The sequence below is a fragment of the Echinicola arenosa genome, from assembly GCF_014841125.1.
GTDB classification, from domain to species: domain Bacteria; phylum Bacteroidota; class Bacteroidia; order Cytophagales; family Cyclobacteriaceae; genus Echinicola; species Echinicola arenosa.
On record NZ_JACYTQ010000001.1, the window covers coordinates 65,397 to 86,694 of the forward strand.

A 21,298-nucleotide genomic window follows, 5' to 3' on the forward strand; every position below is an offset into this window, starting at 1 on the left:
ATATTTTTAGACTGTTACTTTCTTAAATGCCTCAAGGAATATCTCCATTTCTGGCATGGTCCCCATACTTACACGACACCAAGGTTTGTCTAAGAATTCATATGCTCTTACACCAACCCCTTCGGCAAACATGGATTTGAGAAATTTATCACCTTCCATTGCTATAGGAAAAATCATAAAGCTTGTGGATGATGGAATCACATCATATCCCATTCCTGTCAATTCTGAGTAGACATAATCCCTACATTCCTTGTTCATGCTTCTACATTCAGCAATAAACTTTTCCTCATTCATGCTCACTATAGCTCCCTTGAGGGAGGTAACGGACAAGCCCATGGTGCTTCTTACCATATTGGTAATACTTTCTATTCTTTCAGGAAGCGCTACGATGTAGCCTATTCTCAAACCGGCCATTCCGTGGATTTTACTAAAAGTTCTTGCCACAATGACATCATGTCCTTCAGCCACTAGGCCTACCATCGTGTTCTCCTCAGGCTTATCCATAAACTCCAAGTAAGCTTCATCCACAAAAATCGGTGTCTTGGCAGATACTTTCTTACAGAATGATTTGAGTTTTGCTGGATCAGTAACAGAACCAGTTGGATTGTTTGGGTTACAGACATAAACCAGTTTTGTTTCATCGTCTACTGATTTTGCCATGCCTTCTAGATCGTGAGAAAAGTCCTGAGTAAGAGGAACCGGCTTCCAAGTAGCTCCGATTCTTCTTGAAGTATTGATCAAAGACATGTAGGATGGATCAGCTGAAACTATATTTCCCCCTTCCAAAAACCTTACAATGGCGGTTTTCTCCAAGAGGTCTGTCGAACCTGGCCCCAACATAATATGATCTTTGGTGACCCCTTCTTTCTCTGCAATCATATCAATTAGGGTAGCTGCATCCCCATGAGCATATCTGTTCCCTAAAGAAACGGCATCGGAAATCGTGGAAATAACTTTTTTGGAAGGGCCATAAGGATTTTCATTGGCTAAAAGTCGAGCCTTTAAGGCTGGGGCCTTCTCCTTATACAATGGATCATGCTCCCAAAGTAAACTTTCTGGATTAAAGGGAGACACATGAGTAGATACGCGAGTTGTATTTGCCGATACTATTGAAGGGGCCAAACCTATGCCTCCAGCTGCCAATAAACTGGACTTGAGCCAAGCTCTTCTGTTGATTTTTGCTGTCATGGTTGAAATGGTTATAATTTTAAATTGATGTATTCTTCTAAATAAATTCTACAGTAATGGACTTACTGACTTGTTTCCTTAGGAAGTAAGCACCAGTACTGTAATCAATCATCAATTATTTTGGGCTTCTATATATATGTCAACCTTGCTCACCCTCACCTCTATCTAAAACTCACTTTTAAGCCAGTTTTTAATAAATAATATCAAAAACATAAAAAATAGGTTGAAAATTAAACTATCAATATCATAATTTACAAATTAAAAAGTAAAACATCTAACAAAAAAACCTAGATGACTGCGCCACCTAGGTTTCGACCTATAGAATTACCCATTACTAATCACTAACATGGTTGAGAATACAGTACCTACTCAACACGTACTATATGGTATTTCCGAAAACTCACATTCTTATGGGTTCCAGAAAACTCCAATCTTACCTGATCCCCAGAAGATGCTGCCGACAGGCCTAAAGCCTCCCAGGAAACACTAAGGTCTATTTTTCCTTCCCCATCAGTCACTAAAGTCGATACTTCTTCTGTTTGGTTGATATAAACCAAAACTTGAAGATCTGAAACTGGAATACTGTCGATACCAACTGTATGATCTAAAATTCCACTTTTATCAAGTTCCATAAATGTAGCCGTTACACCAACTGAAGCATCAGCTGGAAAGGAACTCCCTTCTAAAAGTACAAGCACAGGTGAAGCAACATTTGGAGTCGCCAAATCATCAACATCTTCACAACTCACTGCAACAAAGGCTAATGCCACTATCAACATACCCCAAACTTTATTTTGTATATTTTTCATCTTTTTCATCTTTTTGAATAACGTAAATAGAATCGGATATTTTAGTTTTCTACCCACCAAAGTGGTACTCTCATATTATCTTCTCCACCAAGTATTCTAACTCCCTCGTCCAAAGCTGACTTATTCAAAGAATATTCCGAGGTAGGATATTCTATTCTGGTAGGCAAAACACCTTCATTATAAAAAACTGAATTTGGATTTGCAGGAGGAAAAACAGGGTATCCCGTCCTTCTATATTCCGTCCAAGCTTCAATCCCTTGTCCAAAAAGTGCCAACCATTTTTGAGTCATTATCGCCTCTTTGTCCACCATGCCTACCCTTGACATATAATCACCAGGCATATCCAACCCATGCTGATCAAATGATGCAGCAATAGCCTCTTCCAGCAAAGCTGCCGGATCACCATCAATATCCCCGTCATATGCTGCTTCTGCTTTTATAAAAAGCAATTCTGCATAGCTCATTAGAATACTGGGGGCGGTAGGATCAAGAAATTTTGTCCCAATGGTTGATGCAGTATAAGTACTTGCTGCAGCATCAGTGAGGCCATTAGGCAAACCTGCATACGAACCATCAGCCAAGGGAAGTGCATAAACTGTAATCCTATCATCATCTAGCTCCAACAATTTGTTAATCAAAGTTTCACTAATGTTCCAATCTGATCGAGTTGAGAAGACATCAAACATCTTGTTTCTACTTCCTATTACATCTACATGATGAAGTTGAGCGAAGTCATCGTTATTCATGAATACAGGGTACACACTTGGGTTACCTAGAATTTCCGCCATTACTGCTTGGGATTCCGTTGGCTTTTGCTCAGCTTGGTGATTTGCCAATTTCAGCCTTAAGGAATTGGCAAACTTTTTCCACTTTAAAATATCTCCATCAAAAAGAATATCTCCATTAATAGCCGGCCCATTTACATCCATTAGCGTATTGGCGGTACCCAGTTCTTCCAATAGCCCCGCATAAATTTCCTCCATGGAATCGTATTTGGGGCTATTAATAGCTTCTTCCGCTGTTCCTTTTAACGCCTCTGAATAAGGAATCGGGCCAAACACATCTGTCATATATGAAAAAGTAAAGGCTTTCATTGTTATCGCTACTCCCTGATAATTACTATTAGGAAACTCACCATCTTCTGCCGAAAGCTTCAAAACACTTTCAAAATTAATCAAGGCATCATTATACAGCGCATCCCAAGTCCCGGATGAAATAGTCAAAGGGATTTCATAACTATCACCTTCAACATTGATATATATATTTCTGGCCAAGTGCTGCATCCAGCACATCGCTGCATCAATGTTCAACCGCTCAAACCTGGTACTATGCCCCCAATATCTATCTACCGAAACCTGAATGGCATTGGGCAATAATAAGGCCGGCGAAATACTCACCGGGTTATTAGGATCCGTATTCATCTCTTCAAAATCCCCCGTACAAGCTTCCAAAACCAAGCCTACCATGGAAATCATCAGAATGCTATATATTCTTTTTAAACTTTTCATAATAATTCGTTTTAAACTCCAGACTTAAGATCAAAAAGTAAGGCTTAGGTTAAAGCCAACACTTCTGGTAGAAGGTTGTTCACCGTAAGAAAAACCCTGGGCATTCCCTCCTTTCATATCTACCTGCGGATCCATATGAGGATGGTTTTTGTACAAAATCGCTAAGTTCCTACCGACAGCAGAAACCTTTAGTGATTGTATAAAATTGTTGCCAAGGAAGTTTTTAGGGAAAGTATAACCCAAGGTCAACTCTCTCAATTTGACATAACTTCCATCAAAAATTCCAGCCTCGTGATAGGTTCTTGGGTTTTGTGCATTCCAAAATGTAGCAGCATTAACAATGACATCATTGGTGACGTATACTGGAGATTCTTCCGTACCCACATTCATTACTCCTTCCCCAATTATGCCCTCTTCCCTGCCAATTGCAGTTTCAGCATATTGCCCCGTTTTTCTGGCCAATCCTGTACCCACATCAAAAAGGTCACCGCCCATTCTAATATCAATCAGAGAGCCTAGTGACCAATTTTTATAACTGAAATTATTGGAGAACCCACCCATCCAATCCGGCTGAATATTGCCTAACGCAAACGTCCCTTCTTCCAGCTGAGGCAAACCATCCTTATACACAATATCGCCTTCAGGAGACCTCAAATACCTTCTTCCATATAAAGTTCCATAGGGCTGTCCTACCCTTGCTTCGGAAGTCAAACTGTTCTGACTGGCCAGTGTATAGTTTTCCAAACCTTCCGCAAGTTCAACCACAAGGTTTCTGTTTCGGGAAAAGTTAAAGGACATGTCCCAATTGAAACCTAAATCAGATTGAATAGGAGTACCATATACCATCAGCTCAACCCCCTTGTTGGTTATTTCTCCAGCATTGAGAATCTGGCTTGCATAACCTGAAGACCTGGAAATGGATACCGCGAGAATCTGATTGGTAGTCGACTGGGAGTAGTAGGTAAAATCCAACCCTATTCTACCCTCTAAGAACCTTAAGTCCAAGCCCAGTTCTTTTCCAGTTGTAATCTCAGGCTTCAAATTGATATTGGCAATTTCACTGGACTCAGCATATGTCGGCGTAGTTCCTGCCCACAATCCTTCAGCATTATACACCTGATTCAGCATATAAGGATCCGCATCACTCCCCACTTGTGCCCAGCTGGCCCTTAGCTTTGCAAATGAAAGCACATTGCTTTGAATGTCCAGCATATCTGTAATGACAGCACTCAAAGCCACAGAAGGATAAAAGAACGAGTTATTATCCACAGGCAAGGTGCTTGACCAATCATTTCTTCCTGTTACATCCAAAAACAAATAATTGTTAAGGCCAAATGTTGCTGAACCAAAAAGACTGTTCACTTCCTGTTCCCTAATGGTGCTTTCGGGCGTTACAGGACTTGCATAGTTTCCAAGATTATAAAGGCCATCAATGGTCAATTCACTGACATTGACATAGTTTCTTTTGTAATAATTGGTACGGTTAATCCCTCCGGCTTGAACTTTCAAAGAAAAAGCATTACTGAATTCCTTGTCATAGGTAAAAATAAAATCACTATTGGTTTCTTGACTACTAAGCACGGTTTCCGTGTAAGAGCCTTTGGTGGTAACATAGTTCTTGGTCCTTTCGACTCCTGTAACATTGATCCGAGTATCGGTCCAAAAATCTGTACCTGATCTCACCATTAAACTCAATTCATCTGTGAACTGATAATTTACAGCAATATTTCCTAGCAACCGGTCTTTTGTATTGGCATTGGTATAATACTCTTGTAAAAAGTATGGGTTGGAGAAATACTCATGTTGCCAATTGGCATAGGGGTAGTCATCACCATCTCGAAATGTCTTACGCTGGATATCATAATAATCCCTCCAATTCATCAGTTTGGTAAAATCGGTATGCCGATGAGACCAAATAAAGTCTGAACTACCAGAGTATCTTCTATTGTCCGAACCTGATTTGACATACTCAGCACTGATGGTTACATTAAATTTATCCGTAAAATTGTACCCTGTGTTAAGCTTGAAATTATTTCTATAATAATCATTGTTCCACATGATACTTTTCTGATCTAGACGACCGATGGACAACCGAAAATTTCCTTGGTCATTCCCACCTGAAACAGCCACATTGTTACTAATGGTCTTCCCTGTTTCCCAAAAATCTCCCCAGTTATCTGGCTGAGGAGTTAAGGCCGTCAACCCCGGAGCTGAATACCATAGTGGCACCATGCTACCATCCATAGGCTGCCCCCAACTTTCGTCCACCCCAGCGGTTCCTCTTATTCCATCAGCATCAAATCCATTCCGCCCATCTACATACCAAGTTCTGTATCCTGTTCCTCCTCCGTATGTGTTTTGAAAGTCAGGCTTCACCAAAGGATTGTCAAAGGTCATATTAGAATTAATGGCCACGCCAATTCCCTTGGTCCCTTTACCGTCTTTGGTGGTCACCATAATGACCCCGTTAGCAGCCCTAGATCCATATAAGGCAGCTGCCGTGGCACCTTTAAGTACATTAATCTCTTTAATATTATCTGGGTTGATTTCTGAAAGGCCGTTGCCATAGGTTCTGGAAGATGTTTGTTCTAGAGGAACACCATCCACTACCACCAAGGGTTGGTTACCTCCTGCCACTGATGAAGATCCACGTATGACTACATGGGCACCACTTCCGGGCATAGAGTTACCATTAATCTGCACTCCAGCCACTCTTCCGGAAAGGCTGTTAACTATATTTGGGTTTTGGGCCTCTGTCAACTCATCACCTTTTACACTCTGCACGGTATAACCAAGTGCCTTCTTATCCCTTTCCAAACCGAAGGCCGTTACGACAATTTCATTTAAGGCCATCGTACTGGAAGATAGAACGATAGTTAATTCAGTCTCGGCACCAACGGTCACCTCTTTGGTTTCAAAACCAATAAAAGAAACCACCAGGATTTTATCACTGGCATTGCCTTCAACATCAAGGGTAAACTTACCATCAAGGTCAGTCACACTTCCTGTCATCGTTCCTTTTACAAGTACGCTCGCTCCCGGAACTGGAAGTCCTTCTTCGTCCACAACTACTCCAGTAACCTCTTCCCTTATCATTTTCTTCGTACTACCCAGTGTAGCTGAAATTGAGTTTTTTATGTGCTTCTCTTCGGCATCTTTCTTCATCACCACATAAAAACTCCCAACCCCTTGTTTAAAGCTCAATTCGGTTCCATTGAGTAATGAGGTAAGATTCTCTTCGATAGTAAGTTCACGATTTGGAGTAAATTCCTTTGACCATTTTTGGTCGGCTAGATCCGATGGATACGCTATAGAAACTTTGTAAATGGTTTCCAGCTTCCTTAGGACATCTGGTAGGGATGGTTCTCTAGTGATCGTAAAACGATCTGGAACCTGGGCAAATTCTGCAAGTAACTGGGCTTTGCCTTCTTCGCTAAGCATAAAGGCAACAAGCAGCACAGTTAAGCGCTTGGTAAAAGTGTTTAGCATAGGTATTTGGTTAAGTGGTTAAAATACGCTCGTATTTTGGGCCAATTGTTAACAGTAATCCATTGCTAATCAAGCCATACCAATCACACATACCCGTATGTAACCGAAATCTTTAGGCAATACTTTCCCAGGAAACTCTATCAGGCAGTTTCTTATGGGACACAAATAGTATTTGAGTCCTATCCTATAAATCCTAATTAATCCGGCGTGAGAAAAATTCTCACTACTCAGACCTTGAAACGGTCTGTACTGAAGTGCACTTTTTTATTCTTCGGTTATTTCAATTTCAACATCAAATAGCTGTTCCAAATTTTCGATCAGCGCTTCAGGATCTCTATGCAATGGTAAAGTTCCTGAGACTTTATGATCTCTCCAATTTGAGGTATCCATACTTATACTGATTCCATAAGTACCTTTTAGCTCTTCAATTATTTCAGGTAAAGTCGAATAATCTAAAATCAACTTACCATCTTTCCAGGAATAGTATTTTTCAATATTTGATGGCGTGTCAATCTTTACCTCCTTGCTGTACTGATTGTACCTGGCCACTTCTCCTGGCTTTATAAAATGCGATTTACTTTTGTCATTGGCTTCATTTGGAAGCATTACTTTCACACTGCCTGCCTTCAAAGTCACCGCATTTTTTCCATTTCTGGCATTATAGTTAAATTCTGTTCCATAAACTTCAATTCCCATGCCCTGCCCTTCATTTATGGTAAATCTTTTATTCTCAATAGTATGAAATACTTCAAAAAAAGCTTCTCCATTCAAAGTAACCTTTCTATCAAATTTCCCCAACCAAGTAGGCTGGTAACTCAAGGTTGAATTTCCATTTAAAACCACCTCTGTACTATCTGGTAATTTCAAAATTAACATCTCGCCTAGGCCCGTCTGATAATTTACTTCCTTTAATGCTGGATAGTAAAACAAATAGGCCAAACCTAATATCAATATCATAGAAGCAGCCCAAGGAATAAATTTCATCCAATGATTTTGAAAATAACTACTGGAATCAATTCCTTTACTATTTTCATTAAAAGCTTCCTCTCTGATCTTTTCCAATATGCTATTACGCAACTCCCTCTGATCATCCCCTCTCATTCGATCCGTAAAATTCTCTTCCTTTTCAAAACCCCTATACCATCGCTCCAATTTCTCTTTTTCTTCAGGGCTTATATTTCCGGACAAAAATTTATGTACTAAATAATCAAACTCCTCTTGGTTCATTTCAATTGCTTTTCTACTTAATAAGTCAATCTTCCCACTCCTTTCCTCCACTGTCATTCAAAAAAAAATCATTTATTTTAAATTATTATAGTACATCCGAAAAAATAAGCAATCATATACACCACTCTCTGGTACAAACTCAAAACACGCCACTGTTCAATAAACACAAAACCCCCAAAGACATAGAATAGTTTCTTAAGTTATTTCTCAGGATTTTGAGCGCTTTGATCATGTGCTTCTCTACAGTACTTACAGATATCTGCATTTCCTGAGCAATTTCAGCATAACTCAAATCTTGGTATTTTTTTAACTTATACACTTTGCGGGCTTGATCTGGCAAACTCGAAACTTCCTTTTTATAGGCGTCATTCAGTTCATTATAAAAAATATTTTCTTCCACTTCACTCCCAAATGACAACTTCTTGGAAGTCACAAATGCCACATACTTTTCTTTCACCATTTGAGATTTCATTTGGTTGATCACCTTGTATTTCATAGCTGTATACAAATAGGAATTTAGTGAAGTGTGTATTTCCAAAGACTTTCTTTTCTGCCACATTTCCACAAAGACCTCTTGAACCAGACCTTCCACTATCTCTCTTTTTTGAAGTCTTTTGTATCCACTATTAAACAAGAGCTTCCAGTATTTGTCGTAGACTTGTACAAAAGCCATCTCATTTCCTCTTTTAATCTGTTCGAGTAATCTTAGTTCGATTTCTTTCATGGGTTGATAGGGCAAAGTTTGGTGGTAATCGATATCCAAGAAGAATAAAATCAAAATATTATCAGCCTTATCATACACTAACAATATCTATCATTTATAAACGTTGTTATGTCAAATTATAAAAAACATGATGAATTAAAAACTTGAATTAATAATTTTTTAATAAAAACTAAACAAACACATCAATTAATCAACCAATAATAACAGAAATTACAAATTAAACACTTTGAAATACGCTACATTGATATTCCCTATTTCAAAGTATTTTAAAAATTTTATTTGGAACGTTATATTTAAACTTAAAAAGTATTAGATGTCAAAAACCACCATACCCTCCACTCCATCTGGTTCTTGCTCAAAAACTTCTACTTTTACTTTTCTTTCAATCTTCTCCTCTGCTTTCTTGATCAAAAAATCCAAGTATTCCTGATTAATATCTTTTGCAATCAGTATCATCTCAATTTCTCCAGAATCTACTCCTTTTGCATAATCCCCGATCACAATCGCTTTTTGGACATTCCCCAACTTCTTAATCACCACTTCCACCAAACGATCCAACCCCAAATATTTGGCTACCAAATTTTTCATTTCAGCAAATAAAGGATGTCTTCTATTGGCAGAATATGACTTGGTATTACCTTCATGTTCAGAAACCAAAATACCAGCCTCAGACAACCTGTTCAGTTCAACCCTCACTGAATTGGTAGATTCATTGAACTCTTCTGCCAACCCCCTCAAGTATCCTTTATTGGTGTCTTGAGTGAAAAATTTAACAAGCAACTTTACTCTTGTCTTTGATGTGATTAGTATATCCAGCATGGAATAAATGGTAAAAAGAAGGTTAATTCAAGCCGAGTAAAAATATTACTCATGAGTAACAAAATTACTCCTTTAATCTACAAAAGCAATTTGGTCAGCTAAAACGATCCTTTAATTAACGCAAAAAGCTGACAGATTCCTGCCAGCTTTTCATTAGCCAAATATCAAATATTTTTACTTATCCAATATAATACTGGAGTAAGCTGGTAATGTAAGCTTATCCCCTTTAGTAGACGCTCCTTTAAGCCTATAGATCACATTACTATAATCCTCAGGTAGACTCACTTCTACTGTTTTGCCCCCAATATTATGGAATATCATCAGATTCTGATCCGGTAAGATTCTTTCATAAGCCATCACAGACTTAGGGTATTGTTGCTCTTCCAAGTTCAAACTTCCTGTCGCCAATGCTGGGTGGGTATTTCGCAAATGGATGACTGTTTTGTAGTGATTATAGTAACTTTCTGGATCCTCTTTTTGCAAAGCAAGAGGTTGTACAGTTTTATCAGTGGAATATTCAGGAACAATCCAAGTAGCTCTCCCCACATCTTCACCTTTCTCATCCCATAAGAATGGCTCTCTTATGTTTTCATCAGGCTTTTTCCCCAACATACCGATCTCTTCACCATAGTATAAATAGGGAGCTCCAGGCATTGTCATCAAAATAGCTATTGCCTGCTTCATCTTGTCCTTATGCTCTCCCAGTTCATTTAACAATCTCGGCTGATCGTGGTTGGATGAAATGGTGGCATCTATGAAATTTTCAGTGATTCCATGATAAAAATCCAGTATTTCATGTTGCTTTTTAGCCAGCATCATCCCATCCTCCTTCGCGTAGGCATTCAGCAAGGTATAGTGAAAGTCAAAATTGAACAGCGCAGGCAAGCCTGTCAAATAAGGAGCGACCACCTCTTTCATATCATACACTTCTCCCACTAAATAAACATCAGGTTTGATCTTTTCCATTTCGGCCCTGAATTCATTCCAGAAATTGTGGTTATCCTTTGCCCGATCATCGGGATAAATATGCTTCGCTGCATCCAACCTGAAACCATCCACTCCTACTTCCTCAAGCCAAAACCTTCCAATCTCGTAAATCTCTTCCCGAACCTTTGGGTTGTCAAAATTCAAATCCGGCATATTCCCAGTGAAAAATCCATAATAGTAATCTTTGCCAAAACCAGGATCATGCCACTGGCGAATATTATCGCTATCCAAGGTCACCGTTTTTTTATCCAAAAAATCCTGAATGGTATCAGCTTGAGCCCAAACATAATAATCCCGATAAGGATTATCCCTACCTTTCTTGGACTCTAAAAACCAAGGATGCTCGTCACTGGTATGATTGATAATCATATCGATGACAATTTTAATATCCTTTTCATGCGCCACTTGAATGAGTTTTTTGAAATCATCCATACTTCCGTAATCTGGGTGAATGGCCTTATAATCTGTCACATCATACTTATGGTAAGATGGAGAAGGCATAATGGGCATAAACCAAATGGCATTGGCCCCCAAGTCACTGACATGATCCAACTTTTCAATCACCCCCTTGACATCTCCTATTCCATCTCCATTGGCATCACAGAAAGACTGGATAAAAATCTCATAAGTCACTCCAGCATTGGGCCAATAGTTTTTCACGGCTTTTTCACTTTTGGTTTCTGGGGAACAACTGGCAATGACCGCCAGCAGACAACTGAAAACAGATAATTTCAATAATTTATTCATTTTACTTTAGGTTTTGGGCATAAAAAAACCGCCTCAGAAGTTTTTTAACTACTCTGATCAATAAGCTAAGAAATCAATTTCAGGATAAACTGAAAATTCCCGCTAATGAACAAATCCGTTAAAGTAAACTCCTAAGACGGCCTATATACCGGTTTCGGTTATATTCTAGTTTCTATTCACCGCATTTAGCATATCAAAGGCTACTTCAAGACGCTTAACAAAGTTTTCTTCACCTTTTCTCAACCAAACACGAGGATCATAGCTTTTCTTATTAGGCTTATCATCTCCCTCAGGGTTACCTAACTGTGTTTGCAGGTATCCTTCTTTTTCTTTATAATATTTCAAAACACCTTCCCAGAATGCCCACTGCATATCTGTATCAATGTTCATTTTGATAGAACCATAGCTGGTCGCTTCTCTGATTTCTTCCACCGATGATCCGGAGCCACCATGGAATACAAAGCTCACTGGCTTCCCGCTCAATCCATATTTCTCACAGATATAATCCTGAGAATTTTTCAAGATCTTAGGCTGCAAGCTAACATTACCTGGCTTGTACACACCGTGAACATTACCAAATGCAGCTGCGATGGTAAACAACTCACTTTGCTCTTTCAATTTCTCATAAGCAAAAGCCACTTCCTCTGGTTGGGTATAAAGCTTGGAGCTGTCCACGTCAGAATTGTCCACACCGTCTTCTTCACCACCGGTTACACCCAACTCGATCTCAAGAGCCATTTCATACTTCTTGAACTCAGCTAGATATTTTACAGATGTCTCGATGTTTTCCTCAATGCTCTCTTCAGAAAGATCAAGCATGTGAGAGCTGAACAATGGTTTTCCGAAAGCTTCATAGTGCTCCTTACCAGCAGCCAGCATTCCGTCAACCCAAGGGATCAACTTTTTGGCAGCGTGGTCAGTGTGCAAAATAACTGGCACTCCATAAGCCTCAGCCATTTTGTGAACGTGCATTGCACCTGAAACAGCTCCCGCAATAGACGCTTGTTGTTTATCATTAGCCAGCCCTTTCCCGGCAAAGAATTGAGCACCTCCGTTAGAGAACTGTACAATTACAGGAGAATTTACTTTTTTCGCTGTTTCCAAAACCGCGTTAGCTGTACTTGTGTTGATTACATTGACAGCTGGCAAAGCAAATTCACTCTCTTTGGCATAGTCCAACAAATCTTTCAATTCTTCACCGAACTTTATTCCTGGTTTGAATTTCATAATTGAATGGTTTAATGGTTTGATTACTTTTTGATAAATTGCTTTCTAAGCATCTGACGATTGTCATAAAGCTCAAAGATATAAAGACCTGCTCTAATATCCTTTACTTGAAACGCTAAAATCTTATCATTTTGATAATTTGCTCCCTCAAACCACACTTTTCCGGTCATATCCAATATTCTATATCGACAATCCCCCATATTGTCAGGAAATTCCACTTTTAAATCACCTGCAGTAGGTACTGGATAAATTTTCAAACCTCCCTCCTTTTTGCCTTCTTCAGGCAATGAGGTAATCAAATCCACTTCATAAATTTGACCTTCGGGCAGCGGAAGTGACTTATTGGTGAAAATCTTGAATTCATTGATATCAAGATCCATTTCCAAAATACCTTCCTTAACATCCATTTTCTCTCCAGTGAGGTAATTGAACCATTCTTCATCACTTGGAAATTCCACTTCAATTTGCGGTCGAAGGGAAAGCCCAAAATTGCCCACAATAACTACATCCAAATCCTCCCCTTGAAGGCTAATAGTTTTGATTTCATCACTTAAATCAAAACTTGCAGACTCCGGAAAACTAAATACCTTGTTTTCCTGCTTCAGCCCAATCATCGCTTTATACAAGTTCAACAACCTATTTCTATCACCATCCTCCAAATATTCCCAATGAGTCGCTTTGATCCCAAGACGATCATTGTTCAGTTCCTCATCATACCCCATCTCTCCGAACTGCCAGATCATTTTAGGACCGGGAATACCAAAATAAAATGCCGTCATGAGTTGGTTTCTATTAACCGCATGAGACAGCTTTCTCAGGTCAACTAACGAACGGTCCCCGAAATTAAGGCTTTCCCACATCAACCGTTCTTCATCATGGCTTTCGATATAACTCAGTAAATGATTTTTCTCCCACCCTCTATTTTCAAAGTATCCATAAGAAAAGTCTTGGGACATTCCTTTAGCCATCTCTCTGAAAGTATAGTTCATATTTCCCCAGAACATCATACCATAATCTGCTAGGATTTTCTCTTCATCATTCTCCGCCAGGTGTTCTAAAATCACACAGGCATCTGGGTGATGTGATTTGATTCGATCATAAATTCGTTTCCATATTTCTATCCTGGACTCGTCTTTTTGCGACCAATAATTCACATCACTCCCTGAAATCCTTTGGGTAAAACCTTTGCTCAAATCAAAACGATAACCATCCACATGGTACTCTGAAAGCCAGTAGTGATTTACCGAATCGACCAGTGCTTGGGTATATTCACTTTCATGGTTAAAATCGTAACCTACATTGAAGGGATGTGTAGCAGTAGTATTGAGCCAGGGGTTATCAGCTGTAGGCGAACCAAAATCCCCATCATTGTACATCCTGACAAAGGGACTTTGTCCAAAAGCATGATTTAACACCATGTCCATGATGACAACAATATCACGCTTATGCGCTTCATCTATCAACCTTTTCAGGTCTTCCTTGGTGCCGTAATATTTATCTGCGGCAAAAAGGAAAGATGGATTATAGCCCCATGAAAGATTTCCCTCAAACTCCGTTATCGGCATTAATTCAAGCGCATTCACTCCCAAAGACTTCAAATAATCCAATCTTTCCGTCACCGCATTATAAGTTCTTCTATCATCAAAATCCCTTACCAGCAATTCATAAATCACCAATTCCTCTGGCTTTGGCTTTGTATACTCTATATACTTCCACTCAAAAGGCAGCTGATTGGTCTGAAGATAAGATGCCTGAAATGACTGTCCCTCAGGATACGCTAACAAACCTGGATACCTATCCTGATCAATGATTTCTTGATCATCAAAAGGATCCGCTATTTTATCAGCGTAGGGATCTGCAATTCTTATTTCACCATCCACCAAGTATTGAAAGGCATACTCCTTTTGTACTTGCAAACCCGATAGCTTCAACCAGAAAAGTTCTCCATCCAAGCTTTGATTCATCTGAAAATCAGGTAATACTTGCCAATTATTAAAATCACCAATAACGAACACATTCTTTTTGCCTGGTGCCTCCAATACCAAACCTACTTCCGTATCGGACAAATAGTTGATTCCCTTCTTTAGATCATTAGGAACAGGTAAAACCGGACTTCCTCCAACGACATGTACTTCAATATTTTTGGACACCAAAGCACCATTAGATGTTGCATCGGCTTGTATCTGATAGCTTCCTGAAACCGATGAAGTAAACAGATAGTGCAAAGAAGTAACATCAGTTTCAAATGCGACCTCTTTACCGTCCACCTTAAGCCTAATGTCTGAATTCTGGGTAGTAAGCACCTTTATCTCCAATCCCTCCTCTTCTTCCAATAGGCTTGATTCAGTGTCAGGCTGAACAAACTTTAAGTCAAATGTTTGGGCGAGATCGATGAAAAAGTCTGAGTTTTGCTCACTCTTACCCTCCAAGCCCCCATCTGCATTACGAAAGACCAGCCCCAACCTGAAAATTGTTTCCCCATCTTCTTTTTCAAAGAACTCATTAGGAGTCAATTCATACTCCCAAACATCAGCCTTTCCTGCTACCCTTGTCATTTTAGCTGCAGGATCAGCTGTGCCCCATTCAAAAGGAACAATGGACCAAGCAGTGGAATTAGCACCGGCAGTAATTGCTCCAATATGGACATAAACATCCTGTGCACCTTGAAGTCCTGAAGTCCCCTGGCTAGCATCATAGATGATTTTCAACGGAGCATCTGCCCGAGGAAACAACGGCTCAGTACTTACCTGCCCCCACAAAGTAGTAGCTAGACAAGTCAACACTAAGACAAAAACGACTTTCAAAAGATTGTTCAAGTGCACGTAGAATTTTTCAAAGTCAAAACAGGTCTTCAAAAGATTTTCTGAAGACCTGTTTATTTATTAGTTTTTCACCAAGGTATAGGAAACCTTTCCTGGCACTTTGAAGTCCATCGTGATAGTATAATTCCCTGCTTCACTGATAGCTATATCACTTCCACCCGCTTCCAAAACTCCATCTACTTCATCATCCCCATAATTATTGTCCCAAGCATCATTGGCACGGAACTTCATCGCTCCTACTGTCAAGTCGGTGGTCAACATCAGGATATTTTCATCAGCATTGAATTCCAACGGAGTGGAAGAATCCCATCCTCCAGCTGTAGCATCACCAATAATTCCCCAGTAAAGTGGAGCTCCCAATGTGTAGGTCTTAGCGTTCAAATCCACAGTCAATTTAAAAGTACCTATTCCGGTTGCTTTCAAATTGGCTCCGCCTGCATCCAAGGTTCCATCAGCACCATCGTCTCCATAGTTCACATCCCAATTCGGCATTTCATTGACTTTAAACTCCCCAGAACCACCTAAAACATGAATAAAGCCTTCATACACATTGTCAGATTTTACTGAATAAATGATCGTATTTTCATTCGCTGGGTTCCAACCTTGATAATCTCCCGGAATATAAATCCTTGGGTATTCCAATGCCACTTCATAGGGAGTAACAGACATGGTAATGGTTTCAGAAAATTCATCAGCCACATTCTCATTAATCGTGGCCTTAATCCTCATTTCCACCATCATTTCTTCCATTGGCACCAAACCTTTGGCCAAGAGCTTTTGGTTGAAATCAGCATAGCTGATCATTGCTTTGTTGGAAGTTGATGAAATCACATCTGATGGCTCAGAAAAATCATTCCCCACAAAATCCATCTGCACCATGTAAGTAGTGGCAGCAGAAAATCCATAGTCTGCTTGTTCATATTCAAAAACCAGTTCCTCCAATTCATCTTCAGCAGTCAGGATTACTGACGTCCCGGATTGTGGACTCATCAAAACTGGAGCCGCGGGATCACTGCTGATTACAGGATCCAACTCCTCTGTGCAAGACCATGCTATCACCATAGATAGCATCAATGTCATATATTGAGCGTATTCTTTCATATCTATAGGTTTTTGGGTTTAGTATCCTGAGTTTTGAGAAAGATTTGGATTAGCAGTCAAATCAGCAGTTGGAAGTGGATAAATGTTCCTAAAGGACTCAACAGAAGTACCATCAAAGGTTCCTCCTTTCCATTGCCAGATGTAACTATCAGTGGTAAACTTCCCAAACCTGATCAGATCCGTTCTTCTGTGTGCCTCCCACTTCAGTTCTCTCGCTCTTTCGTCAAGAATAAAATCAAGGGTCAGTTCACTGGAGGATATATTACCGGAAGCATCCCCATAGGCTCTTTGTCTGAGCTCATTGACATAAGCCAATGCTTGCGCTTCACTTCCACCGCTTCCTCCTCTCAATACTGCTTCTGCATACATTAAGTAAGCATCTCCTAACCTATACATAGGAAAATCTGTGTCCACCTGATCATTCCCTGGACTGGACCCTCTCACCCCATCTCTAGTGACATTCTTATATTTCTTTACAGCATATCCATCCTGAAAAAGGGAAACATTTTCTATATCCAAATTCTGCTCGTCGGTATGGAAGGAACCTCTTGCATCTGGAGAGCCATTAGTCCCTGGGTACAGTGCAACAATCTCTGGACGTGTCCTCAACCCTTGCCAACCACCAGGAATCCCGAATTCTTCCCGATCCATTGTTCCTCCCACAGCGGCATTGACCAAGAAGGTTGTTCCTCCAAAAGAAGTTGTATTTACCCCATCAAAGGCAACAGAGAAAATCAGCTCTTCTGAAAGGTTATTATCTGCTAAAAATAGATAGTTGTAATTGGGTTCAAGGGTATAACCACTGTTTAGAATTTCATTTAGATAAGTGATTGCGTCCGTAAAATGATCTTCCCCAATGTAAACCTCAGCATTAAGGTAGAGCTTGGCCAAAACCATCCAGGCAGCGGCTTTGTCTGCCCTTGCGTATTCATTTTGTCTCGCATCAACTAATGAAGGTAAAATATCCAAAAGCTCGCTTTCCACATAAGCAAATAGTGCCTCACGATCAGTTTGCTCTGGAAAGTAGGCTCCTACACCATTTTCCTCCGTCACAAATGGGACGTTCCCAAACATATCCAGCGCATGATAGTAGCTCAATGCCCTTAAAAACCTGGCCTCGGCCCGGAAGATTCGACCTGTTTCCTGGTCTGCTTCAGAAATCCCTCTGCTGGCCATTTTTTCGTCGCTGGTCTCTCTTATAAACTCATTGGCCAATGAAATTTGATAAAAAATCCGATAATACATCGCAGCAATAAAACCATTGTCTGAAGTCCATTGCATAGTATTTAACGTTGGCAAACCCTCATCATTCCAAGCAATGATGGCCTCGTCAGTAGGCAATTCCTGCAATTTCCAATAAGCCCTGATATAGGTAGATGCACCTTCATCCAAACCACTTATATCCGGTTTCCCTGAAGGTCCCTGCTGACCAGAGACGGCAAGTCCTCCATAGAGTTTCGCCAAAACAGCTTTATAGTTATCAAAATCTTCATAGACCTGAATAGAAGTCACCTCGTTGTAGGGTTCCAGGTCCAAATTGGTACAAGATGCTGCACTGATTAGTCCCAGCACCATGACAGTTTTATATATCCAATTAATTTTCATTGTTATTCAGGGTTTAAATTAAAATCCGAGGTTAACACCGAATGAGAATATTCTAGGCACTGGATAGAAATTATTGTCAATTCCTCCTCCTGTTGCATTATCAACCCCTGGCGCTATTTCTGGGCTAACACCATCATACTCGGTAATCACAAACACATTTTGAACCGTAGCATTGGCACTTAGGGTAATATTGGAATCAAAAAGGTTTCCAAAGCTGTATCCCAAAGAGATGTTTTCCATCCTTACAAATGAAGCGTCCTGAACATAATAATCAGATCTCAACTGATAGTTTTGGAAATTGGTATATAAAACATCCGTTGGTAAATTGTTCAGATAATCCGGGAACCGAAGTCCTTGATAGGCAGCATTGGATGAAGTCACGTTATTATAGGCTTTGTTACCAGCACTTCCTCTCAACACAAAACCGAAATTCCAGTTTTTATACCTCATAGAGGTATTGAAACCAAAGTATTTTTGAGCATCTGGAAAGCCATTTCTCACCAAATCATTTTCGTTAATGATTCCATCACCATTTTGATCAACATAAAGTCCTTCTATTGGAGAACCACTTTCATCATAGACTTGCTCATAGACATAGAAGGAGTTTGGCTGGTAACCAACTGTATGTACCTGAATGGTATTGCCAGTACCTCCATTGATATCCCCTACCAAAATACCTACTGCATCTTCTTCTACATTACTTAAACTTGTAATGGTGTTTTTATTATAAGTAAAATTGGCTCCAATGTCCCAGTTGAAATCACTGGTCTTTATCACATTGTAATTTAACCCTACTTCTACTCCTTGGTTTTCAATACTTCCTACATTGGTAAATAGCCGGTTGGTAAGGTTAGTACCGGCAGGAACAGGTATTACAGCCAAAAGATCATCTGTTTTCTTGAAGTAATAATCCAAAGTACCATATAGCTTCCCATCCAAAAACTCGTAATCCAAACCTGCGTTAATGGTCGTTGTTTCTTCCCACTTGATGTTTTCATCATAGCCCTCTGGACGGAGCGTAGTATAATAAGTATCACCAAAACTATACCTGGATGCATTATCACTTTGCACATATCGAGGCAAATAAGGGAAGTAAGATCCAATATCCTGCTGACCGGTCACACCATAGCCCAATCTCAGTTTGAGGTCTGTTAAAGTGCCATTGGCTTTTAAGAAATCTTCTTCACTGATTCTCCAAGCGGCTGCCAACGAAGGGAAAACACCCCATCTGTTGTCTGGGCTAAACCTGGAGGAACCATCAGCCCTTACTGTAGCCGTAAACAAATATTTATCTTTTAAGGAGTAATTTGCTCTGGCAAAATAGGAAATCAACCTGTACTGAGGCCTACTTTCCACTCCAGCCGCAGCCAAAGTGTCTCCTTCATAATTGAGTCTGGCGAATGTTGGATTTTTTGTCAAAAAGTCCTGAGCGGAATATCCAATCATCAAATTCAATCGACTACTTTCAAATTCCTTGGCATAATTAATGTAAAAATCTGCTAACAAATTTCTTTTACTTTGAGCATAAGGGGCATTGCTACCTCCTTCGTTAAAGCCCGAAGCTGAAGTCGGGGTTATTAACGTGCGACCATCACTTTCACTGATATCGTAGGCCAAGTTTAAATTAGCTTTCAATCCTTCAAGAAAAGGGAGGTCATAGTCCAATTGTAAGTTCCCAATGCTTCTCTTCACCGTGCCGCGATCATCTTTCTGCATCAAGAGCCCAAGAGGGTTTCTTGGAGCCAAAGTCTGGGGTGAGCCGTTGTCATTGGTCCATTCCCAATACCCTCCCAATCCTTCTGGATCATAAACCGGTTTGGTTGGATCAAAAGCAGCTGCAGCACCAATCGCATCTCTATTTGCAAAACGGCTTTTGGTAATGACGCCTTTCACATTAAAGTTAACATGAAGCTGGTCATTGAAAAGGTTAGGGTTAAGACTAATGCTTGCTGAAGTCCTTTTAAGATTATCCGTTTTTAAGATACCATCCTGATCCAAATATCCGACAGAAACTCTATAAGGCAAATTGTTCAAGGAACCTGATACAGAGACATTGTTGTCAAAACTTAATGCATCTTGATAGATCAAGTCCTGCCAATCTGTGCTGGCATCCCCAATCAGGGCTGCTTGAGAAGGAGAAGCTTGTTCTGCCACCACATCCCTAAACTGATCAGCAGATAACATATCTACTTTTTTGGTCACTTGGGACACGGACATCAATGAACTCACATTGACCTTCATGGGCTGGCCTTCCTTACCTTTTCTGGTTGTGATCAGGATGACACCATTTGATGCCCTGGATCCATAGATAGCAGTTGCAGATGCATCTTTCAAGATATCGAAAGTCTCAATATCATTGGGGTTGAGGAAATTTAGAGGATTGGCTGTACCAGAGGTTTTTGAATTATCCAGCGGTACACCATCGATCACAATCAAAGGGTCATTGGAAGCATTTAATGAAGCACCTCCACGGATCCGAATCCTACCTCCTGATCCGGGAGAGCCTCCATTAGGAGTGATTTGAACACCAGCCACTTTACCAGTGATTAACTGTTCTGGATTGGTTACTTGTCCGACATTGAAGTCGTCCCTTACCACTGAGCCCACCGATCCCGTCAAATCGGCTTTTCTCTGTGTTCCATAACCTACCACCACCACTTCATCCAGCTGCTTGGTATTACCCTGCAGCTGAACATCGATTTTTGATTGATTATTGACTTTGTATTCCTTGGGTTCAAAACCAATAAATGAGAATACCAATACATCTTCTGAGGAATTTACATCGATAGTATAGTTACCATCTATGTCTGTAGTAGTCCCTCTCGTAGTCCCTTTTAATAGTACATTTACAAAGGGAAGAGGTTCACCGGAATCAATATCCGTTACTGTACCGCTCACAGTTTGAGCTTCTGCGTAAATGCTGTGCCCACCTAAGAGAGCCAAGCACATTACCGCTACCTTTAAAACGGTATAAATCTTTCGCATAATGGTTTGTTTTTGGATTAACTGTTAATTTCTTCAGAGTAAATTAAAACTTAGAATTTT

Annotated in this window: 13 protein-coding genes; all 13 read right to left on the reverse strand. The window is 40.0% G+C overall.

Annotation, left to right across the window (positions count from 1 at the left end; genetic code table 11):
* Positions 1-6: 6 nt before the first annotated feature.
* Positions 7-1,188: a pyridoxal phosphate-dependent aminotransferase gene (locus IFO69_RS00310; protein WP_192006964.1), complete on the reverse strand. Its 1,182-nt coding sequence runs from the start codon at positions 1,186-1,188 to the stop codon at positions 7-9.
* Positions 1,189-1,553: 365 nt separating this feature from the next.
* A complete protein-coding gene (locus IFO69_RS00315; RefSeq protein ID WP_225443934.1) occupies positions 1,554-1,997 on the reverse strand; it encodes a hypothetical protein in 444 nt (147 codons plus the stop codon).
* 41 nt (positions 1,998-2,038) lie between these two features.
* On the reverse strand, positions 2,039-3,505 hold the full coding sequence (locus IFO69_RS00320) for a SusD/RagB family nutrient-binding outer membrane lipoprotein (RefSeq protein WP_192006965.1): 1,467 nt from the start codon (positions 3,503-3,505) through the stop codon (positions 2,039-2,041).
* A gap of 30 nt (positions 3,506-3,535) precedes the next feature.
* A complete protein-coding gene (locus tag IFO69_RS00325; RefSeq protein ID WP_192006966.1) occupies positions 3,536-6,994 on the reverse strand; it encodes a SusC/RagA family TonB-linked outer membrane protein in 3,459 nt (1,152 codons plus the stop codon).
* Between the two features lie 264 nt (positions 6,995-7,258).
* A complete protein-coding gene (locus IFO69_RS00330) occupies positions 7,259-8,278 on the reverse strand; it encodes a FecR family protein (protein ID WP_192006967.1) in 1,020 nt (339 codons plus the stop codon).
* A gap of 82 nt (positions 8,279-8,360) precedes the next feature.
* Positions 8,361-8,945, reverse strand: a complete 585-nt coding sequence (locus tag IFO69_RS00335; protein WP_192006968.1) for an RNA polymerase sigma-70 factor — start codon at positions 8,943-8,945, stop codon at positions 8,361-8,363.
* 309 nt (positions 8,946-9,254) lie between these two features.
* Entirely contained in the window at positions 9,255-9,764 is a 510-nt protein-coding gene (locus IFO69_RS00340; RefSeq protein ID WP_192006969.1) for a winged helix-turn-helix domain-containing protein, read from the reverse strand.
* A 174-nt stretch (positions 9,765-9,938) separates the two neighbouring features.
* Complete coding sequence (locus IFO69_RS00345; protein ID WP_192006970.1) at positions 9,939-11,498, reverse strand: alpha-amylase family glycosyl hydrolase; 1,560 nt, start codon at positions 11,496-11,498, stop codon at positions 9,939-9,941.
* A 165-nt stretch (positions 11,499-11,663) separates the two neighbouring features.
* Entirely contained in the window at positions 11,664-12,725 is a 1,062-nt protein-coding gene (fbaA, locus tag IFO69_RS00350) for a class II fructose-bisphosphate aldolase (RefSeq protein WP_192006971.1), read from the reverse strand.
* A gap of 23 nt (positions 12,726-12,748) precedes the next feature.
* Positions 12,749-15,547 carry an alpha-amylase family glycosyl hydrolase gene (locus IFO69_RS00355; protein WP_394354457.1) on the reverse strand — a complete coding sequence of 933 codons (2,799 nt, stop codon included), beginning with the start codon at positions 15,545-15,547 and terminating at the stop codon, positions 12,749-12,751.
* A 60-nt stretch (positions 15,548-15,607) separates the two neighbouring features.
* Positions 15,608-16,648, reverse strand: a complete 1,041-nt coding sequence (locus IFO69_RS00360; RefSeq protein WP_192006973.1) for a SusE domain-containing protein — start codon at positions 16,646-16,648, stop codon at positions 15,608-15,610.
* Positions 16,649-16,666: 18 nt separating this feature from the next.
* Positions 16,667-18,253 carry a RagB/SusD family nutrient uptake outer membrane protein gene (locus IFO69_RS00365; RefSeq protein ID WP_192006974.1) on the reverse strand — a complete coding sequence of 529 codons (1,587 nt, stop codon included), beginning with the start codon at positions 18,251-18,253 and terminating at the stop codon, positions 16,667-16,669.
* Positions 18,254-18,271: 18 nt separating this feature from the next.
* Positions 18,272-21,238: a SusC/RagA family TonB-linked outer membrane protein gene (locus tag IFO69_RS00370; RefSeq protein WP_192006975.1), complete on the reverse strand. Its 2,967-nt coding sequence runs from the start codon at positions 21,236-21,238 to the stop codon at positions 18,272-18,274.
* Positions 21,239-21,298: the final 60 nt, after the last annotated feature.

Coding starts and splice junctions, on each gene's coding strand:
- IFO69_RS00315 (WP_225443934.1), bottom strand. CDS start 1,997: ATGAAAAATATACAAAATAAAGTTTGGGGTATGTTGATAGTGGCATTA.
- fbaA (WP_192006971.1), bottom strand. CDS start 12,725: ATGAAATTCAAACCAGGAATAAAGTTCGGTGAAGAATTGAAAGATTTG.
- IFO69_RS00370 (WP_192006975.1), bottom strand. CDS start 21,238: ATGCGAAAGATTTATACCGTTTTAAAGGTAGCGGTAATGTGCTTGGCT.
- IFO69_RS00330 (WP_192006967.1), bottom strand. CDS start 8,278: ATGACAGTGGAGGAAAGGAGTGGGAAGATTGACTTATTAAGTAGAAAA.
- IFO69_RS00325 (WP_192006966.1), bottom strand. CDS start 6,994: ATGCTAAACACTTTTACCAAGCGCTTAACTGTGCTGCTTGTTGCCTTT.
- IFO69_RS00360 (WP_192006973.1), bottom strand. CDS start 16,648: ATGAAAGAATACGCTCAATATATGACATTGATGCTATCTATGGTGATA.
- IFO69_RS00365 (WP_192006974.1), bottom strand. CDS start 18,253: ATGAAAATTAATTGGATATATAAAACTGTCATGGTGCTGGGACTAATC.
- IFO69_RS00345 (WP_192006970.1), bottom strand. CDS start 11,498: ATGAATAAATTATTGAAATTATCTGTTTTCAGTTGTCTGCTGGCGGTC.
- IFO69_RS00310 (WP_192006964.1), bottom strand. CDS start 1,188: ATGACAGCAAAAATCAACAGAAGAGCTTGGCTCAAGTCCAGTTTATTG.
- IFO69_RS00320 (WP_192006965.1), bottom strand. CDS start 3,505: ATGAAAAGTTTAAAAAGAATATATAGCATTCTGATGATTTCCATGGTA.
- IFO69_RS00335 (WP_192006968.1), bottom strand. CDS start 8,945: ATGAAAGAAATCGAACTAAGATTACTCGAACAGATTAAAAGAGGAAAT.
- IFO69_RS00340 (WP_192006969.1), bottom strand. CDS start 9,764: ATGCTGGATATACTAATCACATCAAAGACAAGAGTAAAGTTGCTTGTT.